Raw genomic sequence first — 21,539 nt, 5'->3', positions numbered from 1 at the left:
CACCGGGCGTGGCTCAGAAGATGTAGTCCGTGGTCAGGAAGTTGGAATCCCGCTCACGGATGATGTCGCTGATCAACGCCTTGTTGCTCTCCTGGAACTTGGTCGCCACCAGCGTGCGGATGGAAAAGGTGCGCAGCGCATCGTGGACGGACAAGGTGCCCTCGGCCGAGTTCTTCCGGCCATTGAACGGGAAGGTGTCCGGGCCACGCTGGCACTGGGCGTTGATGTTGATGCGGCCGACCTGATTGGCGAAGGTGTCCACCAGCTTGCCGATTTGTGCCGGGTCGGTGCCGAAAATGCTGAGCTGCTGGCCGAAGTCGGACTCCAGTACGTAATCGATCACGGTATTGAGGTCGCGGTACGGCACGATGGGCACGACCGGGCCGAACTGTTCTTCGTGGTAGACCCGCATCGCCGTGTTCACCGGGTACAGCACCGCCGGATAGAAGAATGAGTTGCGTGACTCGCCACCGTGGACATTCTTCACCTCCGCACCCTTGGCGACCGCATCGGCGACCAGTGAATGCAGGTAGTCGACCTTGCCCGCCTCGGGCAATGGCGTCAGCGCCACACCCTCTTCCCACGGCATGCCGGGTTTCAGGCCGGCCAGCCTGGCGTTGAATTTCTCGATGAATGCCGGTGCCACGTCTTCATGGACAAACAGGATTTTCAGCGCCGTGCAGCGTTGGCCGTTGAAGGACAGCGAGCCGGTCAACGCCTCGCTGACCGCGTTGTCCAGGTCCACGTCCGGCAGCACCAGCCCGGGATTCTTCGCATCCAGCCCCAGGGCGGCACGCAAGCGGTGCGGGCGCGGGTGGAGTTTCTTCAGGTCGCTGGCGGCCTTGTTGGTGCCAATGAAGGCGAAGATGTCGATCTTGCCGCTGGCCATCAGCGCGCTGACGGTTTCCCGGCCGCTGCCGTAGATCACGTTGATCACACCCGCCGGGAAGCTGTCGCGGAAGGCTTCGAGCAGCGGCCGCACCAGCAGCACACCGAGCTTGGCCGGCTTGAACACGACGGTGTTGCCCATGATCAAGGCCGGGATCAGCGTGGTGAAGGTTTCGTTCAGCGGATAGTTGTAGGGGCCCATGCACAAGGCCACGCCCAGGGGCACGCGGCGGATCTGCCCGAGGGTGTCCTGTTCCAGCTCGAACCGGCTGGAGCGGCGGTCCAGTTCCTTGAGGGCATTGATGGTGTCGACGATGTAGTCGCAGGTGCGGTCGAATTCCTTCTGGGAGTCCTTGAGATTTTTGCCGATCTCCCACATCAGCAACTTGACCACGGCCTCGCGCTGCTCGCGCATGCGCGCCAGAAAGGTTTCCACATGGCGGATGCGCTCGGCGACGCGCATCGTCGGCCACTGGCCCTGGCCGCGATCGTAAGCCCGGACGGCGGCGTCCAGGGCGGTGAGGGCGGTCTCGGCATCCAGCAGGGGCGTGCTGCCGAGAATCACTTGTTCATCACCCAGCTCGCCGGTCAGGTAGACGGGGCTGCGGACGACGGCCAGTGGCCCTTGCCAGGTTTCCAGGACACCGTCGACCAGGTATTCGCGTTGCTCGATCCGACCTTCGAGGCGGTAGGCGTCGGGGATGTCGGCGGCACCGGGAAACAGGTTGGCGAGGAAGGGGGCTGTGGTCATGTCGTTACTCCATCAATGAAATGAGCCATGGGCGGGCGGCTTGCAGGCATGGAACGCTTTTAGCGTTATACGCCTTAATGGAGGTGTTTTTTAAGTGGCGGCAGATTGCTTGCGCCGGACGACGTTGTAGGAGCTGCCGAGCGAAGCGAGGCTGCGATCTTTCCCTAGACACTTGAGTCTCAAGCGAAAGATCAAAAGATCGCAGCCTCGTTGCACTCGACAGCTCCTACAGCTCCGGGATCACCAGCGCATCCGCACCCCCATGCTGGTAATGATGCCGTTGAGGTCGTTATCGTCGACGTCACTGCTGTAATCGGCGCTGACATACAGGCTTACCGCTGGCGTGACCCGGGCCACCAGGCCCAGGCCGACTTCGACGGTGGAGGATTTTCGACTGCTGCTGATCTTGTCGACCTTATCCAGGGACACCGTGCTGGCGTCCTGGACGGTGTGCCACAGGTTGGTTCGCAGGTAAGGCTCCACACCGAGGCCGTTGACTTGGTAGTTACCTTTGAGGCGTGCGCCAACGCGGCCGCTCCAACTGCTCAGTTCGTCGCCGGAGCCGCTTCCGGCATTTGGCGTATCGAGGGTGACGCGCTGATTGATCAGCTGCGCTTGGGGTTCGACCACCCAGTGGGTGCTGATGCCAATAGGGAAGCCACCTTCGACCGACAGCGTCACCGCATGGCCTTCGGTGGCCTGACGCTGGCCTTGTTCGATGCGGCTGTAGCCGTTGACCCGGCCGCCGCTGGCGCTCAGGTCGACGTGCCAGCCCGCGGGACCGGTCAGGCTCCAATAGGCGCCGAGGCTCGAACCTTTCAGGTTGAGGGCATCTTTGTCCGGGTCGGCCAGCGCGGGCATCACCAGCAGGCCGCCGCCGGTTGAAACGATCTGGTGTTGGCCACTGATCAGTCCCATGCGCTGGGTATGGCCGTCGCCGTGGCGCAATGTGAACAGGGCGGGGCTTTTGCCGGAAGAAGGTTCGCTTCCAACAAGTGCGGTATCGAGGCGGGTGGATGACGTTCGATCGTACCAGGGTTGCAGGCTCTCCTCGGCAGGCCAGGCCTGGACCTCCATGGATGAAAGCAGCAGCAACGATGTCGAGACGGTATGGAAAGTGGTGGTGAACGCTTGTGGACGGAGGGAGGTTCTCATGGGGGCCTGCCTTGCAATCGCATGCATTTCTCGCTTTTTTGGCGTCTCTCCTACCCCGAATGAGGGGCGACCGAATGGATTGGGGCAAGCCTCTGGCGGCCCGTCTTGACGGGTTCCAGAGGCCTGCCCCTGACTGTATTTCCGGGGGTAGTATGGTGTAGTCAAGAAGACTGATGGCGGTGCGTCAAGAAAATGAACGATGAATGGCATGGTGAAATCAGCGCTAATAAAGCGCTGATTTCAATTGGTTATTGTGGTGGCTATTCGGGCGTCAAACCTCTGGCGTAGACCCTGCCTACCAACTGATCCGCAAACCGACGTTCCCCATGACACTGTGTTGCTGGTTGCTGTCCAGGTTTTGGCTGTAGTTCGCGCCGGCGTACAGGGCGACGGTGGGCGCCAGGCTCACGGTGACGCCAATCCCGAGGTCACCGGTGGAGGCGCGTTGTTGGGTCTCGACCCGTTCGCTGTCGTCGAATATCACCGAATCGGTGCCGGAAAACGTATGCCAGAGATTGGCGCGCAAGTACGGTTCCACGGGCATGCCGCTGACCTGGTAGCGGCCCTTGAGGCGCGCACCGAGGCGGCCGGTCCAGGCACCGTCGGAATCGAATTCGACCTTGGAGACCCCATCGTTTTGCGTATCCAGGGATACCTTTTGGTAGATGATCTGGGCCTGGGGTTCAAAGTCCCAGTCAGTGGTCACCTTGAAGGGATAGCCGGTCTCTGCCGAAGCGGTCAAGGCGTGCCCGCGATTGTCGATTTTCAGGCCGCGCTCGGAACGGTTGTCGCCATTCAATCGCGTGCCCATCACCACGGTGTCGACATAGCCGCCGTTGGGGTCGGTGAGCGTCCAGTAGAGCCCGTAGCTGTCGCCGTCGAGTTCTATCTTGCCGGCGTGCCGGCCTTCGAACCCCAGGTTGAAGCCTTTGACATCGCCGTTCAATTCCGTGTGCCCGACGAAGAAGCCGATGCGCTGGGTCTGGCCGCCGGACAGACGCGAGCTGTACAGATCGTTGCCCACCTGGAAGCCCTTGATCGACCCATCGAACTGCGGCGTCACCGTACCGGCCCAGGTTTTATCCAGGTCTACGCCATAGACCCGGCCCCAACCCGCGCCGAATGCGCCGGTTTCCGTGAGCAGGCGCTGGTCACCCTGACGGTCATGGAACGTACCGAGGGCCATCAACGTCAATTGCGCCGCCGCCGGAGGCAGTACCGACCAAGTCGGCACTTCCGGGCGATACAACGGGATGGGGGCCGCACCGGGCACTGCGGTTGGCAAGGGCGGCAGCGTCGGGACGGGGGGCGCGCCCGGCGCGGGAGGCGCCGTCGGGATGGGCGCCGCTACCGGCCCGGCAACCACGGTGGAGCGCAGGTACCAGTTGTCTGGGTTGCCGCTCACGCCACCCTTGAACAGACGGTAGTCGAACGCACCGGCCGAGACGGACTGCGCCAGCGAAAAGGCATTGACGTTACTGACCGCGCCGCCTTGAGCCTGGACCACTTCGATGCCATCCTGGGTCGTCAGTGCACCCGTACCGCCCAGGTTCGTGACCGTGATAGCGGTATTGCCGGTGAGCGTCCCGCCATTGACCACCAGTTTGTCGCTGGCGGAGCCATCGGCGCCGACGGCCGTTTGCACATGCAACTGGCCATTGTCGCCGACGTAATTGCCCTGGACGGTAAGCGTGTCGTTGGTGCGGGTGTTGCCCTGGGTAAGGTCTATCGTGCCGGCGTTATTGAGTGTCGCCAGTTGACCGGCAGTAAAAGGGGCGATGACGCCTTGGGTCGCTGTCAGCGTGCTGCCGCTCTCGATGTTGAGCGTCCCGGAGCCGGTGGCGCTGTCACCCAAGGTCAGTGTGTCGTTGAGGTCCAGTTGCGAGCCTTGGGTGAGGTTGACCGTTTCCCAATTGAGGTAACGGGCGCCGGTGCTGGAGGTGCTGCCTTCAAAGGTCAGGACGTCCTGACCCAATCCGCCATTCACGCTGGGGGTGATGCTCAGCCCGGTTTCATCGAGGTTGCTCAACAGCGCCGTGTCGCTGCCGTCACCCATCAGGATGGCCGAGTGAATGAGTCCGCCGCTCCACTGAAACTGGTCATCGCCGGCACTGGCCCGGACCTCGCCGAGGATTTCGCCACCGCTGACGGTAATGCTGTCGTTGCCGCCGCTGACACTGACATTGCCGCCGATGCGTCCCGCGGAGAGGATGATGGTGTCCTGGCCGAAACCGGTCACCAGGTTGCCGATGATGTTGCCGCCGGACATGTCGAAAACGTTGTCATCGAGCTTCATGTCGACCCGGCCAATGGTACCGCCCGTCATTCTGGCGATGTCGCCGTCTTCGAACGCATCGACGATGGTGCCACCGGTCATCAGGAATTGATCGAGGCCGTCGCCTTGGGCCAGGGAGAGGATCCTGCCGCCGTTCATGACGAAAGAGTCGGCTTCCGAGCCTTGCTCGACATCACCGTCAATCACGCCGTTGGCGTTGATCTCGAGGGTATCGACGCCGGCGCCGAACGTGACATCGCCGGTAATGATGCCACTGCCGTTGGCGGGCATGGTCAGGCGGTTGTTACCTGAAAGGTCCGTCAGCCCGGGACTGGTGCCGCTGTCGCAGACATAGGTGTCATCGCCTGCGGTTGGCGCCAGCGTGCAAGCCGCCATGGCGGCGGGTGCGGGTAACAGGAAGGGGGCCGATACCCACAAGGCGTTGAACAGCCGATTGAATCCTTTATCGTGCCGAATCATGTGCTATCCCTCTGCAATCGGCATCCCCATGGATGCCGTTTCAGCATCGGTTGCGCAACAGATGGCACACAGGGCCTGGCAACGCTCGCTGTATGGAATGGCACGCTAGCAACGAATAAAGGGCGTCGCTACTGTCAGAACTTACAGGTCCACGGACAGAAAGCGTAGGGGAAGGCGCGCTCTACAAATGCACTTCCACCGAAAGCGGCAGATGATCGCTCAGGTGGGTCCAGGGCTTGTTGCCCAGTATTTGCGGGGAATGACTGCTGGCGTTGCGCAGGTAGATGCGGTCCAGGCGCAACAGCGGGAAGCGGGCCGGATAGGTCCTGGCGGGGCGGCCCAGGTGGTGCTCGAAGGCTTCGTGCAAGTAACCTCGGCGAGCGAGGGCGAGGTTGCCGCGCAGTTGCCAGTCGTTGAAGTCACCGGCAATGATCACCGGGGCGTCCTCGGGCAGCGAATCGAGCAATTGGCAGAGCAGTTTGAGCTGCAGCTGGCGATGGCTTTCCAACAGGCTCAAATGCACGCAGATCCCGTGGACCGCGGCGTGGCCTGGCACATCCAGCACGCAATGCAACAACCCGCGCCGCTCGGGGCCGGTGATGGACACATCGAGATTGCGGAACTGGCGGATCGGGTACTTGGAAAGCAAGGCGTTGCCATGGTGGCCATCGGGGTAGACCGCATTACGGCCATAGGCGAAGTCGCTCCACATGCTGTCGGCGAGGAATTCGTACTGGGACGTCTGGGGCCAGTTGTCGTAGCGTGACGCGTGGCGGTCATGTTCGCCGAGCACTTCTTGCAGGAACACCAGATCGGCGCCGGTACTGCGTACCGCTTCGCGCAATTCGGGCAGGATGAAGCGCCGGTTGAGGGCGGTGAAGCCCTTGTGAGTGTTGACCGTCAGGACCCGCAGCCGATGAACCGCCGCAGGCGCGTCCGATGGCATGGGTTCGACAGCTCGCCAATCGGGATCTTGAGTCACGTTCACTCCTGAATCAGACGTACTTGTTCATGCGACTGATCCAAGGCACAGGCAGTTCCGGATTTTTCGTGTCCCCACCGATCCATTGTGGGAGCGGGCTTGCTCGCGGAGACGTCGGCACATCCAACATCATCACTGAATGTACCACCGCCATCGCGGGCAAGCCTTGCTCCCACAGGGGGGCGCACGCAGAGGTTGCATTCCCAAACATCCAATGTGGGAGCGAGCTTGCTCGCGATAGCGGTGTATCTGAACCACCGCCATCGCGAACAAGTCCAGTTCCTGCAGGCAGGCGTTCAGATGAAGACAATCTCATAGGGCAAGCCCATCCGGTCAAGGATGACCCTGGGCAACAGTGGGGCGATGCCGCTCGCCGGTTCGCCGCTGAGTTGGCTGACGTAGGCGTGCATGGCGTGACGCTTGCGGGCGGTGGTCCAGACGTCGAGGCGCAGTTTGCGGGCCCGGTGCCAGGGGATTTTATTCTGCTCGCGGACCGGCCAGTGCCAGGCCCATACCGGCAGCTCGTTGAACGCCACTCCGATCCTGTCGGCGGCCAGGGCTCCAGCGCGTCCGACAGTGTCGTGGTCGCTGTCGCCGTCCTGGCGCCAGGTGCTGAACACCACGTCACCGGGGTGCAGGTGACGGGCAATAAACGTGACCAGTTCGGTTTCATGTTCGGCCAGGTTTTTTTCCGGGAAACCGCCGCGCACCCATTGCAGGCCATGGGCAGCGATGCCCAGGCGATGCAGGGCGTCGACGCTTTCCTGGGGGTGAGGGCGGTGCGCGCGCAGGCGTTCGTCGTTCCACAGCGGTGAGCCGGGGTGGGCGAGGGCGCCATCGGTGACCGAGATCAGCAACATGGGCTGGTCCAGGTTGTTCAGCAACTGCAGCAATCCGCCACAGGCCCCGATCTCATCGCCTGGGTGCGGGGCAAGGATGACGGCGCGAGCGCCGGCGGGAATGAGTGTCTGGGTACTGATGATCGGAATATCGGCCAGTTGCGCGGCACTGTTCCAGATTTGCGGGTGCTGCCGGCCAGGCAGGCGAGAGGCGGGCTTCATAAGCGACATCCTTGTGTGTATTCAATCTTTCAGCCATGCACCGGGCCTATTGTCCGATGGCACCGATGGGGCATGACTGCGATTTACAGCGCTCCGAATCCTGGAGACTACCGCAGGGGAAGTATTGACCATGTCAGCCGATCCGTCTCGTGACATGTGCATCTGAGCTGCATTTTTTTCTTGAAACTGGACGGTGGGAATAAAAAACCGCGTCCTTGCGGTTCCCCATGGCTGTTTACAGCAGGTATTTCAATCCTCTTCTTCGCGTTGCAGCTCGAACAGCAGCAGCGAGCGTCCGGTGACGGAGTATTCGGAATCGAAATCGAAGCGCTCCTGCCCACGAACGGTCGGCTGGTTGGTGTCGACCATACAGGTCCAGAAACTCCCCTCCGGGACCTCCGGCAAGCGGAAATTGACGATGTCATGATGCGCGTTGACCACCAGCAGCAGCGTCGCATCGCCCCCTTTGCGCCGAATACCGGTTTCCTGGGCGCGGCCGTCCATCAGCATGCCGAGGCAGCGACCATGGCTGTCCTGCCATTGTTCGATGGTCATTTCGCTGCCGTCCGGGGCCAGCCAAGTCACGTCCTTGACGCCGATGTCCTCGTTGTAATTACCCACCAGGAAGCGTCCGCGTCGCAGGATCGGGTAGGTCAGGCGCAACTTGATCAGGCGCTTGACGAACTTGAGCAGCGTCGCGCCATCCTCGCTCAGGTCCCAGTTGACCCAGCCGATCTCACTGTCCTGGCAATAGGCGTTGTTGTTGCCGTGCTGGGTACGGGCAAACTCGTCGCCGGCGACGATCATCGGCGTGCCCTGGGCCAGCAGCAGGGTGGCGAAGAAGTTGCGCATCTGCCGATGGCGTAGCGCATTGATCTCCGGATCATCCGTCGGGCCTTCGACGCCATGGTTCCAGGACAGGTTGTTATTGCTGCCGTCCTGATTGTTCTCGTCGTTGGCTTCGTTGTGCTTGTCGTTGTACGACACCAGGTCATGCAAGGTGAAACCGTCGTGGGCAGTGACGAAGTTCACCGAGGCATACGGCCGCCGGCCACGCTGGTTGAACATCTCGCCCGAGGCGGTCATTCGGCTGGCAAAATCGGCGAGCTGGCCGTCATCGCCCTTCCAGAAGGCCCGTACCGTGTCGCGGAACTTGTCGTTCCACTCGACCCAGCCCGGCGGGAAGTGTCCTACCTGGTAGCCCCCGGGGCCACAGTCCCAAGGCTCGGCGATCATTTTCACCTGGCGCAGTACCGGATCCTGGCGGCAGGCGACGAGGAAGCTGTGGCGCTCGTCGAAACCGTCATGGTAACGGCCGAGAATGGTTGCCAGGTCGAAGCGGAAGCCATCGACATGCATTTCCGTGGCCCAGTAGCGCAGGGAGTCGGTGACCATCTGCAGCACGCAGGGATGGCTCAGGTCCAGGGTGTTGCCGGTTCCGGAGTCGTTGATGTAGTAGCGCTTGTCGTCGGGCATCAGCCGGTAGTAGGAGGCGTTATCGATGCCGCGCATGGACAGGGTGGGGCCCTGTTCGTTGCCCTCGGCGGTGTGGTTGTAGACCACGTCGAGGATGACTTCCAGGTTGGCCTCGTGCAGGTGGGCGACCATCTCCTTGAACTCGGCGATCTTGCCGCTGGCCAGGTAGCGCGGGTCGGGCGCGAAGAAGGCAATGCTGTTGTAGCCCCAGTAATTGGTCATGCCTTTGTGCAGCAAGTGCTGGTCATTGACGAAGGCATGGATGGGCAGCAGTTCCACCGAAGAGACACCCAGCTTGCGGATATGCTCCAGCACATCGTCGACCATGAGCCCGGCGAACGTACCGCGCAGGTTCTCGGGCACCGACGGGTGACGCATGGTGAGGCCGCGCACGTGGGTTTCATACAGGATGGTCTTGTCCCACGGCACGCTGACGCGCTGGTCGTGGCCCCAGGTGTGCGCGGGGTCGATGACTTTGCACTTGGGCACGAACGGGGCGCTGTCGCGCTCATCGAAACTGAGGTCGCCGTCGGGGTGGCCGATGGTGTAGCCGAACAGGGCTTCGGACCACTTCAATTGACCGACCAGTTGTTTGGCGTAGGGGTCGATCAGCAGCTTGTTCGGGTTGAAGCGATGGCCGTTCGCCGGATCATAGGGGCCATAGACCCGGTAGCCATAGATCAATCCCGGGTGGGCATCCGGCAGATAACCGTGGTAAATCTCGTCGGTGTACTCCGGCAGCTCGATGCGTTCGAGTTCGACTTCGCCGGCATCATCGAAAATGCACAGTTCGACCTTGGTGGCATTGGCTGAAAACAGCGCGAAGTTGACCCCGAGGCCATCCCAGGTTGCACCCAGTGGAAAAGGCAGCCCTTCACGAATCCGCGAAGCCTCGATAACGGGCGGCGGCGTGGTTTTGTTTGGACGGGTCATAGTTGCTCCTGCAAAAAAACAGACAGATACAGCGATGCGGTTCACTCGAAAGGGATGGCATGACCCTTCACCTGTGGCGAGGGGTATTTATCCCGTTACGTGGAACAGAGTTGCTTCTTTGGGAGAGCAAGGCTGGCCCGCGACGAAGCGATGGGTTCCTCCGGACATCGAGGCGCCTGTTTCGCGAGCAAGCCTTGCTCCCAGCTGACGAGGAGATCGATAGGACTAATCAAACCGCCGGCGGCTTGCGCGGTGCCCGAGGTTTTTTGTCAGCGGCCTTGTTCGCCGGTGGCACGACCGCTGCGGTCGCCGCGGAAGGCTTGGCCGCGGGCTTGGCCTTGGGCGTGGTGTTTTTCGCGGCGGTCTTGGCCGTGGCCGCGGTGCCCTTGGTTGCGGCAGGCTTGGCGCCATCGGTCTTGCTGGCCGCCGATTTACTCGCGGCCTTGGGTGGCTTGCTCGGCGCCAGCGCTTCGGCTTCGGCCAGTTTGCGCGCCATCTCCCAGTGGCGTTTTTCCTGCCCGGCAGGCTTACCTTCGGACTCCCAGATCTGATAGGCGAATTCGCGAATGCGTTTATCGTCGGTACTCATCGCAGTGCTCCTGATTCAACTCAAGGTTGGATAAAGACATTGACCGGGAAATTCCCCAGCGCGGTGCTGATCAGCAGCTCCCTTTGGGGTGTGACTGTTGCGCTTGAAAAAAGTCCCTTCAGTTTTTCATCCTTGGCGGCGAACGGTAACGATACGCGGGTATCGCCCCAATCCGACGCAGCCACCAGCGGCACGGCACTGTTTTCCAGCAAATGCGCCGCATGGACAGGTACGACAACGATCGCTCGATGTTGCGAGTCCTCACGCATGAAGGCCAGTACCCGATGGGCCTGCTCACCGAGCACTTCCAGCGGTTGGTAGCGGCCCTGGCGCCACAGCTGCGGATACTCGGCTCGCACGGCCAGTGTCCGGGCGATCAATGCCTGTTTGATCCGGCCGTCACGCCAATCGCGTACCAACGCGGCTGGGGTGTTGTCGGCCTGCATCGCTTCGCGGCGTGCCTGGAAATCCACCGGGCGGCGGTTGTCCGGGTCCACCAGGCTGAAGTCCCAGAACTCGTTGCCTTGGTACAAGTCCGGTACGCCGGGTACGGTCATGCGCAGCAAAGTTTGCGCCAGACTGTTGAGGGCGCCCGCCGGCGCGACGGCTTGGACCGCCTCGGCGATGGCGCTACGCAAGGGCAGCCCCTCATCGCCCAGCAGCAGGCGTTCGAGGAACATCTGGGTGGCTTGCTCATAAGCGTCGTTGACCGCCGCCCAGCTGCTTTGCAACTTGGCTTCGCGCAGGGCCTTGCGTTGCCATTGCCACAGGCGCTCGTTGTAGGCGGCCAGCGCCTGGTGGTCCTGGAGGTCGAGGTCCAGCGGCCAACTGCCGAGCAACGCCTGGTACAGGATCAATTCATCACCGGCCGAGGGCGCCGCCGGGTCGCTGTGTAGCGAAGGCGAGAGGATGCGCCATTGCTCCACGCAGGCGGTGTACCAGTCGGCGCGCTCGCTGAGCACGGCCAGCCTGGCGCGGGTGTCTTCGCCGCGCTTGTGGTCGTGGGTGGCAGTGGTCATCAGGTTGTCGGGAAAATGCTCGAGGCGTTCGGCGCACACTTGGTGGAACGCCTGCGCCGGGGCGCTGAAACGCTCGGTGTCATAGCCTACGTCATTGCGCGACAGCAGCACCGCCGAGCGATAGAGGGCGGTGTCCTCCACGGCCTTGGCGGCGGCCGGCGAGGTCAGTTGCTGGAAGCGTACGCAAGCGTGGCGCAGGCGTTTGCGCTGGCTGCCGCGGGGGCGTTGCCGCCAAGGCATGCCACCGAGCCAACCGGCCAGGCAGTCGAGCACCGGCCAGTCGGCTTCGCCGAGGGTCTGCCGGGCGCCTTCCAGGGCCTGGTTGAAAAACACCTCGTCTTCGGCGGAGCGTCCCAACGGCGTGATGTAGGTGCGATACACCGGGAAATGCACGATCAGCTCCTGCAAGGCCCGCCGAATCGCGCCCAGGGTCAGGTCGCGGGTCATCACATCGTCCCGGGACACTTGCAGCAGGGCCTGGGCAACGCTTTCGAAATCCCCGGCCAAGGAGCCATTGAGTATCTGCTGGCGAGCCAGGCGGGCTTCTTCGATGAAGTGCGCCGGCCGCTCACTGTGCCGGCTCCAGAATTCGGCAAGGGGGGCGGCACCGGCCGGGTCATGCTGCAACAGCGAGACCTGGTTCATGAACTCGTAACCGGTACTGCCGTCGATGTTCCAGTCCCGCCGCAACGTCTCGCCATCGCCGAGGATCTTTTCGACGAAAATCGGCAGGTGTCGGGTCGGCGACAGCGAATTCACGCGTCGGCGCAATTTGCGGCAGTAGCCACGAGGGTCGGCAAGACCGTCGATGTGATCGATCCGCAGCCCATCCACCAACCCTTCGCCGATCAATTCGAAGATCTTGGCATGGGTGGCTTCGAATACCGCCGGACGCTCGACCCGCAGCCCGCCCAATTCATTGACATCGAAAAAGCGCCGCCAATTGATGTCGTCCGCCGCGGTGCGCCAGCTGGCGAGCCGGTAGCTCTGGCGCTCCAGCAATTGATGCAGGCGTTCGAAACCCTGGGGCCGGGTAGAGTCGTAGCCAGCCAGGTTGGCCTCGATGGCGGCCAGGATGCCGGCGTGTGCCGCCAGGTCCCGCAACTCCGTTTGCAGCGGGCGGGCGAGGGCGTGGGCATCGGTCTGGTAATTCAACGTGGTGAAGCGCTCAGCCAGGGTCTTGAGTGATTCGGCCTGTTCGACGGGCAGGGTTTCGGCGGGTTTGAGCAGCTCGCCGTAGTGCATCGGGCAAATCGGGAAGCGGTGTTCATAGTGTTCGACGTAGAAGCTGCCATCGGTGGCATCGAAGCGAAGTCGCAAGGTGCCTTCCTGCAAGGCCACGCCGTAGTCGCTGCCCAGGAACGGCAGCAACAACTGGCCTTCCATCAGCGGGTCGGGGGAATGCCACTGGATATCGAAGAACTCGCCGTAGGGGCTGAGTCGACCCCATTCCAGCAGGTCCAGCCACCAGGGATTGTCATTGCCGCCGACGGCCATGTGATTGGAGACGATGTCGAGGATCAAGCCCATCCGGTGCTCGCGCAAGACTGCAACCAGGCGCTTGAGCGCGGCTTCGCCACCCAGCTCGGGGTTGACCAGGGTTGGATCGACCACGTCGTAGCCGTGCATGGAACCGGCCCGGGCCTTGAGCAGCGGAGAGGCATAAATGTGGCTGATGCCCAACGCGGCGAAGTACGGCACCTGGGGTATGGCATCGTCCAGGGTGAAGCCTTTATGGAACTGCAGGCGCAATGTTGCCCGCAGAGGTTGGATCAATGGCTGTTTCATCGGTCACGCTCGTTCGCCTGAAGTCGCGCGCAGGCGAGTATTTCCAGACGCCGGGCGGCGTCCGGGTGATCCAGCAACGCCTGGCTCTGTTGGGCCAGGCGGCGGCGCCAATTGGGATGGGTATCGATGGTGCCGGGCAGGTTGGCCTGCTCCTCGATCCCCAGGGCATCTTCGAGTGGCAGCAACACCAGCGGTGCGCGGGTGTGGCCGAGGAAGCGCACGCTGGCATCCAGCACCTGATCGGTCTCGCGGTGTTCTTCGCGGAAATTCTGCGGATCCTGATTCAGCACTTGGCGCAGACCTTCGCGTTCGCGCTCGCGGTGTTTGCGCCAGTCCATTTCGGTGTGGGAGTCGATCAGGTCCAGCCGGGCGTTCCAGTCGATGTCGTGACCGTGCCACCAGCCGTTGAGCGTCGGCAAGTCATGGGTGCTGGTGGTGGCCAGGGCGTTGTCCGGCCAGTCGAGGATGGGTTTGAAGTGGGTGTTGTCCTGTTCGAACAACAGCACGCGCATGCCGAGGATCGAGCGGGCGCTGAGTTTGTCCCGCAAGCCATCCGGCACGGTACCGAGGTCTTCGCCCAGTACGATGGCCTGGTGCCGATGGGATTCCAGTGCCAGCAAGCGCAACAGGTCGTCTACCGGGTAATACAGATAGGCACCGTCGCTGGGTGGGGCGTCGTTGGGAATCACCCAGAGCCGTTGCAAGCCCATGACGTGATCGATGCGCAAGCCACCGGCGTGGGCAAAGTTGGCCCGCAGCATTTCAATGAAGGCGCGAAAGCCGTTGCGCACCAGGCCTTCCGGGGAGAACGCCGAAATGCCCCAGCCTTGGCCGGAACGATTGAGAATGTCCGGCGGTGCGCCCACGGTCAACGAGGCGAGCAGTTCATCCTGCCGGCTCCAGGCCTGGCTGCCAGCGCCATCGGCACCTACCGCCAGATCGGCGATCAGGCCGATGCCCATGCCGCTGGATTTGGCTGCGCTCTGGGCGCGTTCCAGGCAGCGGGCGATCAACCATTGGCAAAAGGCGTAGAAACCGATTTCGTCGGCATTTTCTTCGGCGAAATGGGCCAGGACCGCGCTGCGCGGATCGCGCCATTCTTCCGGCCACTGCCGCCAGTCGAGGCTTTCGCCCCGGGCGGCGCGTTCGGCCTGCAAGGCTTCGAAGCGGCAATGGTTTTCCAGGGCTTCGCCGCTGGTGTGGCGGAAACTGCTGAAGTCTTCATGCAGCGGGTGCGAGCCCTGGCTGAACCCGTCGTACAGGGCGCGGAGGATTTTCTGCTTGGCCTGGGCGGCGACTGGCCAGTCGATCAGCGGCTGCTCTTCCAGGTTGCGCAGTTGGTTGGTCAAGCCGGTGGCGTCAATGGCGGTGCGCAGGGCGCGTTCGCCGAGGATGGTGCCGGGGGCGGCGTACAGGCTGTTGAGGAACAGTCGGCTGGACGGCGAGTAAGGGCTGTAGCGCCCGGTGTCGCTGCTGAACATCGCGTGCATCGGGCTGATGGCAACGGCGTCGGCGCCGCGTTCGCCGGCCACCCGCACCAGTTCCTCCAGGGCCTGGGTATCACCGAAACCGCCGTCCCGGGGGCGTCGCAGGGCATACAGTTGCGCGCTCAAGCCCCAGGCTCGGGGCGTCGGGTCGTCCACCGCATCGGCCACGCTGTAGCAGCGAGCAGGTGCGACGGCCAGGGTGAAATGCTGGCCCCGGATGTTGACGTGCTGATAACCCACCGGGACCATGCCCGGCAGCTTGCCGTCGGCATCGAGGTTCAGATTCAGCGTCGCGCCGTCTTCGAGTTTGATTTCGCAGGGTGTCCCGGCCTCGAAGTAGCGGCTCAAGTCCAGGCTGGCCCCGACATCGGCGGTGATCAGCGGTGGCAGTTGATGGTTCTGTTGATCTTTCTGCAACTGCAGCAGGCTGGCGTCGATTTCCTGGGCACTTCCAGCTGGGTGGCCGAGGCCCGTGAGGACCGAGCGCAAGACTGCCGCCGAGACTTTCTGGGCCCGGCCATTGGCATCGATCCAATCCACCGCCAGGCCCGCTCGGCTGGCGAGGATTTCCAGTTGCGCATCGCTCATAGGCGCTCTCCAGTGATGTTGGGCAAGGTTGTCGCCTGCGTCAGACTGACCAGCGCGCTGTGGGGGGCAAGGACGCCCTGTTGCAACAGACCCACGACCTGCTGCGGATGTTCGAAAAGAATGCGTGCCTCTTCCGGGGCTTGGTGTGCGACGGGCTGGTCGCCAAGGTTCAGGTCGATGCGCAACACACTGCCATCGCCCAGTCGCCAGCGTGCGCTGACGGCACCATGGCCCAGCACATCGGCCCCCAGGGCCTGGGCACCGGGCAAGCGCGGGACGATCTCTTCACGGCGGATTTTCAGCAGTTGGCGATACAGCGCCTCGCTGGCCTGCTGCTCCGCGCGTTGCGATTCCAGGCTTGGCCGTGAAACCTCGAAGGTGCTGGCCGCGTTGGGGTCGGGAATCCGCTCGCGCTTCTGCGGATCGGCAAAGGCACTGAACGCCTTGAACTCGTTGCGTCGGCCTTCGCGCACGAGTTCTGCCAGTTCGCCGTGATGACTGGTAAAGAACAGGAACGGTTGTTCGGCGGCCACCTCATCGCCCATGAACAGCAGCGGAATCATCGGTGACAACAGCAACAAGACGGTCGCCGCTTGCAAGGCCTGGGGCGGGGCGAGCTGATGCAGGCGTTCGCCCAGGGCACGGTTGCCGACCTGGTCATGATTCTGCAGGAACAGCACGAATGCGCTCGGTGGCAGGTGACCGCTGGGTTCGCCCCGGGATTCGCCGTGGCGATTGGTGTGGCCCTGGAAGACAAAACCCTGGCTCAGGCACCGTGCCAGTTGTTCCGTCGGCTGCTCGGCATAGTCGGCGTAGTAGGCGTCGGTCTCGCCAGTCAGCAGCACGTGCAAGGCATTGTGGCCATCGTCGTTCCACTGGGCGTCGTAGCCCTGTTCCAGCAGGCTGGCCTGGTTGTGCTCGTTTTCCACGGTCAGCCAGACATGCCGGCTCGGGTCCACCTGTTCGCGCACCCTGGCTGCCAGCTCCTGGAGAAAGTCCGGGTCTTCGATGGCGTGTACCGCGTCGAGGCGCAGGCCGTCGAAGCGGTATTCCAACAGCCACATGAGCGCATTGTCGATGAAGAAGTCCCGCACTTCGCGGCGACGGAAATCGATCGCCGCGCCCCAGGGCGTGTGCTTGTCTTCGCGGAAGAAGCCCTTGGCATAGCGATGCAGGTAGTTGCCGTCGGGGCCGAAGTGGTTGTAGACCACGTCCAGGATGACGGACAGCCCATGGCCGTGGGCGCTGTCGATCAGATGCTTGAGCTGTTCAGGCGTGCCGTAGGAGGCTTGGGGCGCGTAGGGCAGGACTCCGTCGTAGCCCCAGTTGCGATCGCCGGGAAACTGCGCCAGTGGCATCAGCTCGATGGCGGTGACGCCCAGCCCCGCCAGGCGGGCCAAATGCTGTTCGACACCGTTGAAACCGCCCAGGGCGCCCACGTGCAATTCGTAGATGACGGCTTCGTGCCAGGGACGGCCACACCATTGGGTGTGCCGCCACGGGTAGGCATGGGGGTCGACCACCACGCTGTGACGGTCGATGTCGCCGGCCTGGGCGCGAGAGGCCGGGTCCGGCACCTCCAGCTCGCCATCGATGTTGTAGCGGTAGCGGGTGCCGGCGGGGCAACGGGTCTGGATCATGAACCAGCCGTCGGCTTGGGGCAGTAGCGGTATTGACTCTCCAGTGTCGAGTTCGACACTGACAAAAAAGGCATCCGGGGCCCAGAGGGCGAAGCGGGTGTGCTCGTCGTCCAGCGTGACCGCCCCGTGGGTCCATGTATCAGGCGTCCTTGACGTCATTGTTACCTCATTGTCTGGCCGATTTTCCCAGTGACTTCGCCACCAGCTGTTCGTAGAGTTCGGCGTAGGGTTCCACGGCCTGGCGCCAGTTGAACGGTGCCGACATGGCCCGGCAGCGCATGGCGTTGAGCAGGTCGGGGAACTCGAAGACCTTGAAGGCCCGGCTCAAGGCCTGCTGGTAGCTCTCCACGGTGGACTCATCGAACAGGAAACCGGTGACGCCATCTTCGATGGTGTCCGCCAGGCCTCCGGTATTGCGCGCCACCGGCAGCGAGCCGAAACGTTGGGCGTACATCTGGCTCAAGCCACAGGGTTCGTAGCGCGACGGCATCAGCAGGAAATCGCTGCCGGCGAACATCCGCCGGGCATCGGTTTCGTTGAAGCCGATGCGCACGCCGATGCGGCCGGGGAAGCGCAGTGCCAGTTCGCGCATGGCCTGTTCTTCCTCCGGTTCGCCGCGGCCGATGATGGCGATCTGGCCGCCGGATTCGACGATGAACTCGGCGACCGCTTCGGTCAGGTCCAGGCCTTTCTGGTAGACCAGGCGCGAAACCACGGCGAACAGCGGGCCAGTGGAGTCGTCGAGGCCAAACAGTTCACGCACATGGCTGGCGTTGACGGCCTTGCCTTCCCAGTCGCCCATGGAGAACTGACGGAACAGGTGGGTGTCGGTGGCCGAATCCCAGCTTTCATCGATGCCGTTGGGGATGCCGCTGAGCAAGCCTTGTTGGGTCTTGGCAGCCAGGAAACCGTCGAGTCCGCAACCAAACTCAGGGGTGGTGATCTCCTGGGCATAGGTGGCGCTGACAGTGGTGATATGGCTGGAGTAGGCCATCCCGGCCTTGAGGAACGACAGTTTGCCGTAGAACTCCATGCCTTCCTGTTGCAGGGCGTGCTCGGGGATGCCCAGTTCCGGGCAGGACGCCAGGCTGACCACGCCCTGGTACGCCAGGTTGTGGATGGTAAACAGGGTCGGGGTGCGTTGCCCGCGCCAGTGCATGTAGGCTGGCGCCAACCCGGCTGGCCAGTCGTGGGCGTGGACCAGGTCCGGGCACCAGTGGATCTGCGCCAGGTTGGCGGCGATGTCGGCGGCGGCCAGGCCCAGGCGGGCGAAGCGAATGTGGTTGTCCGGCCAGTCGCGACCGTTGTTGGCGCCGTAGGGAGAGCCTTCGCGGGCAAACAGTTCCGGGCAGATCAGTACGTAGATCACCAGGCCGTCGGCCATGTCCATGCGCCCGATCTTGCAGGGCGGCAGGGCTGCGTGGCCACCCAGTTCGCCGACGATGTGGATCGGATTGCCGCTGTTCATCACTTGCGGATAGCCAGGGATCAGCACCCGGACATCATGCAGCCCCGCCATGGCCCGAGGCAGTGCCGAGGACACATCGCCCAGGCCGCCGGTCTTGACCAGGTCGGCGATTTCCGAGGTGACGAACAAGACTTTCTTGCGATTGGGATTCTGTCGAACGACAGGGAGCAGTGCCTTGCCGCCGGTGACCAGCACCGGGGCCGTCGGCGATCCGGCCGCCGGCGGTAATTGAGAACGGACTTGTTGTGGTTCCAAGGCAGCACTGATCATAAATATCTCCCATTTTCTCGATCTGTTTCCGGCACGCGCCAGAGCTGTTGTTTCATTGGCCGAATCCTGCGGCCAGGCGCACAAGCGCTACGCAAGGAAAGCGAACGGCTACCCAAACGCGACGAAGCGAATCAGCTGAAGGAGCTGTTGCAATGACCAGTGCAAGGACTGCACCAGTCGCTGTTGCCCTACCTCTAACCTGACCTGTCGCCGTTGCGAAAAGTTTCGACTTTTTTTCGTCCGGATGACCGGTCGGTTTTCTCCCCGGTTTGGCAGTCTAGGTCATATCCTAGAGCGGTGCGCCTCGGTTCGTCGCATTGTCCGACAATCACGTTTTTTAGCGGCAATGTCTTACACGACGAAGGGGAGTACGCACCGACGAAGTGCAGTTTCCTGCAAAGGAAAAAGTGTAGGGGGAGGGCGTTGGTTCATTGGCGTGCGCGATGGAATGGCGCGATGCACTATTGGAGGGCGGGTGGAGCGATGGCGTTTTGATGCCAGCTATGGGCGCTCGAAACACGCAGCTTCGTGGGAGCGGGCTTGCTCGCGAATGCGGTCTGTCAGTCACACATTTGCCCGACGGATACACCGCATTCGCGAGCAAGCCCGCTTCCACAGAAGGAGTTGTCCTGAGTATTTGGGTAGAGTTCAGCCCGCCGGCGTTAGCAACCGAATCGGCTGGCCCGCCGTCCAGGCCAGCAGGTCTTCGATCATCTGGGAATAGAACTGCTGGTAATTCTGTCGGCTGACATAACCCACGTGAGGTGTGGCCAGCACGTTCTCCAGGGTGCGGAACGGATGGGCCAGAGGCAGGGGCTCCTGGGCGAAGACGTCCAGGGCGGCGCCGGCCAGGCGCCGCTGCTGGAGGGCCTCGATCAGGGCGGTTTCATCGACGATTGGCCCGCGGGAGGTGTTGACCAGCAGCGCTTCGGGTTTCATCCAGCCCAGCGCCTGGGCATCCACCAGGCCGCGGGTGCGTTCGCCGAGCACCAGGTGGATCGAGAGAATGTCGGCCTGTTCGAACAACGCCTGCTTGCTGACGTAGGTCACGCCCACTTCGGCGGCCCGTTCGGCGCTGAGGTTCTGGCTCCAGGCGATGACCCGCATGCCGAACGCCTGGCCGAACTGTGCCACCCGTGTACCGATGCTGCCCAGGCCGAGGAGCGCCAGTGTCTTGCCGTGCAGGTCGCCGCCCAGGCCTTGCTGCCACAGGCCGGCGCGCAAGGCGTTGGCTTCCTGCACCAGATTGCGGACCAGGGCCATGATCAGCGCCCAGGTCAGTTCGGGCGCGGCATGCTTGTAGCTGTCGGTGCCACACACTTGGATGCCCAGCTCGGCGGCGGCCTTCAGGTCCAGGGCGGCATTGCGCATGCCGCCGGTGAGCAGTAGCTTGAGATTGGGCAAGCGGCGCAGCAGGCCTTCGTCGAACACCGTGCGTTCGCGCATCACGCAGATCACCTCGAAGCGCTGCAAGCGTTCGGCGAGGGTGTCACGGTCGGCGGGATAGTCGTGGAGGAAGGTCACGTGGCCGACGCTGTCCAGCACCGACCAATCCACCACACTGCCTGCCACATCTTGCCAATCGTCTATGACTGCTATTTGCACCGTCATGGAACACCTCGTCAGTGAATGGGTTTGTCCAGCCAGCCCAGCAGGGCCTTGTGGAACCGATCCGGCTCTTCCATCTGCGGGGCATGCCCCAGATTGGGGAACTCCACCAGGGTCGAGCGGGGAATCAGCCCGGCGGTCTGCTTGCCCAATACCTCGTAGCGGCCCAGCTTGGCCTTTACCGCCGGCGGCGCGATGTCGCTGCCGATGGCGGTGGTGTCGGAGGTACCGATCAACAACAGGGTGGGTACGGTCAGGTCCTTGAACTCGTAATAGACCGGCTGGGTGAAGATCATGTCGTAGATCAGCGCCGAGTTCCACGCCACTTGTGTATGACCCGGGCCCTTGTTCAAACCGGCGAGCATGTCCACCCAGCGGTCGAACTCAGGTTTCCAGCGGCCGGCGTAATAGGTCGTGCGCTCGTAATTGCGAATGCCCTCGGCGGTGACTTTCAGCTCACGGGCGTACCATTGGTCCACGGTGCGGTAGGGCACGCCCAAGGCTTTCCAGTCTTCCAGGCCAATGGGATTGACCATCGCCAGGCGCTCGACCTGATCGGGGAACTGCAAGGCGTAACGGGTGGCGAGCATGCCGCCGGTGGAATGGCCGAGGACGATGGCTTTCTGTACACCGAGGGTCTTGAGCAAGGCCTGGGTGTTGGTCGCCAGTTGCTGGAAGCTGTACTGGTAATGCTCGGGTTTGCTCGATGTGCAGAAGCCCACCTGGTCCGCGGCGATGACCCGGTAGCCGGCTTCGCTCAGCACCTTGATCGAATCGCCCCAGGTGGCGGCGCAGAAATTCTTGCCGTGCATCAGCATCACGGTGCGGCCATTGACCTTGCCTTGGGCCGGCACGTCCATATAGCCCATCTGCAACGATTGGCCCTGGGACTGGAAGGCGAAGTGCTTGAGGGTATAGGGGTATTCGAAGCCCTCCAACTGGGCGCCGTAGGCCGGGCCTTCCGGCGGAGTGGCGGCCTGGGCGAGCAGGGGCAGGGCGGCGCTGAGCAAGAGGCTGGGCAACCAGCGCGTGGGGGTTCGGGACATGGTCAATCTCCTTGTGGCCGCCGCCGATCCTGGCG

General features: G+C 62.9%; 13 protein-coding genes. All 13 read right to left on the bottom strand.

The window, feature by feature from the left end; genetic code table 11:
- Nucleotides 1–13: 13 nt before the first annotated feature.
- The 13 genes from BLO80_RS22020 to BLO80_RS21960 all read right to left on the bottom strand — a co-directional run bounded on the left by BLO80_RS22020 (nt 14) and on the right by BLO80_RS21960 (nt 21,504).
- Nucleotides 14–1,639: an NADP-dependent glyceraldehyde-3-phosphate dehydrogenase gene (locus tag BLO80_RS22020; RefSeq protein WP_092330276.1), complete on the bottom strand. Its 1,626-nt coding sequence runs from the start codon at nt 1,637–1,639 to the stop codon at nt 14–16.
- A gap of 240 nt (nt 1,640–1,879) precedes the next feature.
- Nucleotides 1,880–2,794 (bottom strand): autotransporter domain-containing protein, encoded by a 915-nt coding sequence (locus tag BLO80_RS22015; protein ID WP_092330273.1) that lies wholly within the window; start codon nt 2,792–2,794, stop codon nt 1,880–1,882.
- Nucleotides 2,795–3,089: 295 nt separating this feature from the next.
- On the bottom strand, nt 3,090–5,549 hold the full coding sequence (locus BLO80_RS22010) for an autotransporter family protein (protein WP_092330270.1): 2,460 nt from the start codon (nt 5,547–5,549) through the stop codon (nt 3,090–3,092).
- A gap of 181 nt (nt 5,550–5,730) precedes the next feature.
- Complete coding sequence (locus tag BLO80_RS22005) at nt 5,731–6,495, bottom strand: endonuclease/exonuclease/phosphatase family protein (RefSeq protein ID WP_219738694.1); 765 nt, start codon at nt 6,493–6,495, stop codon at nt 5,731–5,733.
- Nucleotides 6,496–6,827: 332 nt separating this feature from the next.
- A complete protein-coding gene (locus BLO80_RS22000) occupies nt 6,828–7,592 on the bottom strand; it encodes a PIG-L deacetylase family protein (RefSeq protein ID WP_092330267.1) in 765 nt (254 codons plus the stop codon).
- Nucleotides 7,593–7,841: 249 nt separating this feature from the next.
- Nucleotides 7,842–10,001, bottom strand: coding sequence for a glycogen debranching protein GlgX (gene glgX, locus BLO80_RS21995; protein WP_092330264.1), 2,160 nt, complete (start codon nt 9,999–10,001; stop codon nt 7,842–7,844).
- Between the two features lie 229 nt (nt 10,002–10,230).
- Entirely contained in the window at nt 10,231–10,590 is a 360-nt protein-coding gene (locus BLO80_RS21990; RefSeq protein ID WP_092330262.1) for a DUF2934 domain-containing protein, read from the bottom strand.
- A gap of 20 nt (nt 10,591–10,610) precedes the next feature.
- Nucleotides 10,611–13,397, bottom strand: coding sequence for a malto-oligosyltrehalose synthase (locus BLO80_RS21985; protein WP_092330260.1), 2,787 nt, complete (start codon nt 13,395–13,397; stop codon nt 10,611–10,613).
- The gene (gene malQ / locus BLO80_RS21980; protein ID WP_092330257.1) at nt 13,394–15,472 is read right to left on the bottom strand and encodes a 4-alpha-glucanotransferase; all 2,079 of its coding nucleotides are present in this window, start codon (nt 15,470–15,472) and stop codon (nt 13,394–13,396) included. The genes BLO80_RS21985 and malQ overlap by 4 nt, the downstream gene beginning before the upstream one ends.
- Nucleotides 15,469–17,271, bottom strand: a complete 1,803-nt coding sequence (treZ, locus tag BLO80_RS21975) for a malto-oligosyltrehalose trehalohydrolase (protein WP_092330255.1) — start codon at nt 17,269–17,271, stop codon at nt 15,469–15,471. Before treZ ends, malQ begins: the two co-directional genes overlap by 4 nt.
- Nucleotides 17,272–17,278: 7 nt before the next feature.
- Nucleotides 17,279–18,850 carry a glycogen synthase GlgA gene (gene glgA, locus BLO80_RS21970; RefSeq protein ID WP_092330252.1) on the bottom strand — a complete coding sequence of 524 codons (1,572 nt, stop codon included), beginning with the start codon at nt 18,848–18,850 and terminating at the stop codon, nt 17,279–17,281.
- A gap of 648 nt (nt 18,851–19,498) precedes the next feature.
- Nucleotides 19,499–20,461, bottom strand: coding sequence for a D-2-hydroxyacid dehydrogenase family protein (locus BLO80_RS21965; protein ID WP_092330250.1), 963 nt, complete (start codon nt 20,459–20,461; stop codon nt 19,499–19,501).
- Nucleotides 20,462–20,472: 11 nt separating this feature from the next.
- Complete coding sequence (locus tag BLO80_RS21960; RefSeq protein WP_092330247.1) at nt 20,473–21,504, bottom strand: alpha/beta fold hydrolase; 1,032 nt, start codon at nt 21,502–21,504, stop codon at nt 20,473–20,475.
- Nucleotides 21,505–21,539 lie beyond the last annotated feature (35 nt).

The organism is Pseudomonas sp. NFACC56-3 (genome assembly GCF_900100025.1).
GTDB classification, from domain to species: Bacteria; Pseudomonadota; Gammaproteobacteria; order Pseudomonadales; family Pseudomonadaceae; genus Aquipseudomonas; species Aquipseudomonas fluorescens_AA.
The sequence above is the reverse complement of the archived record's forward strand: the minus strand, read 5'-3'. Positions and strand labels throughout refer to the sequence as shown.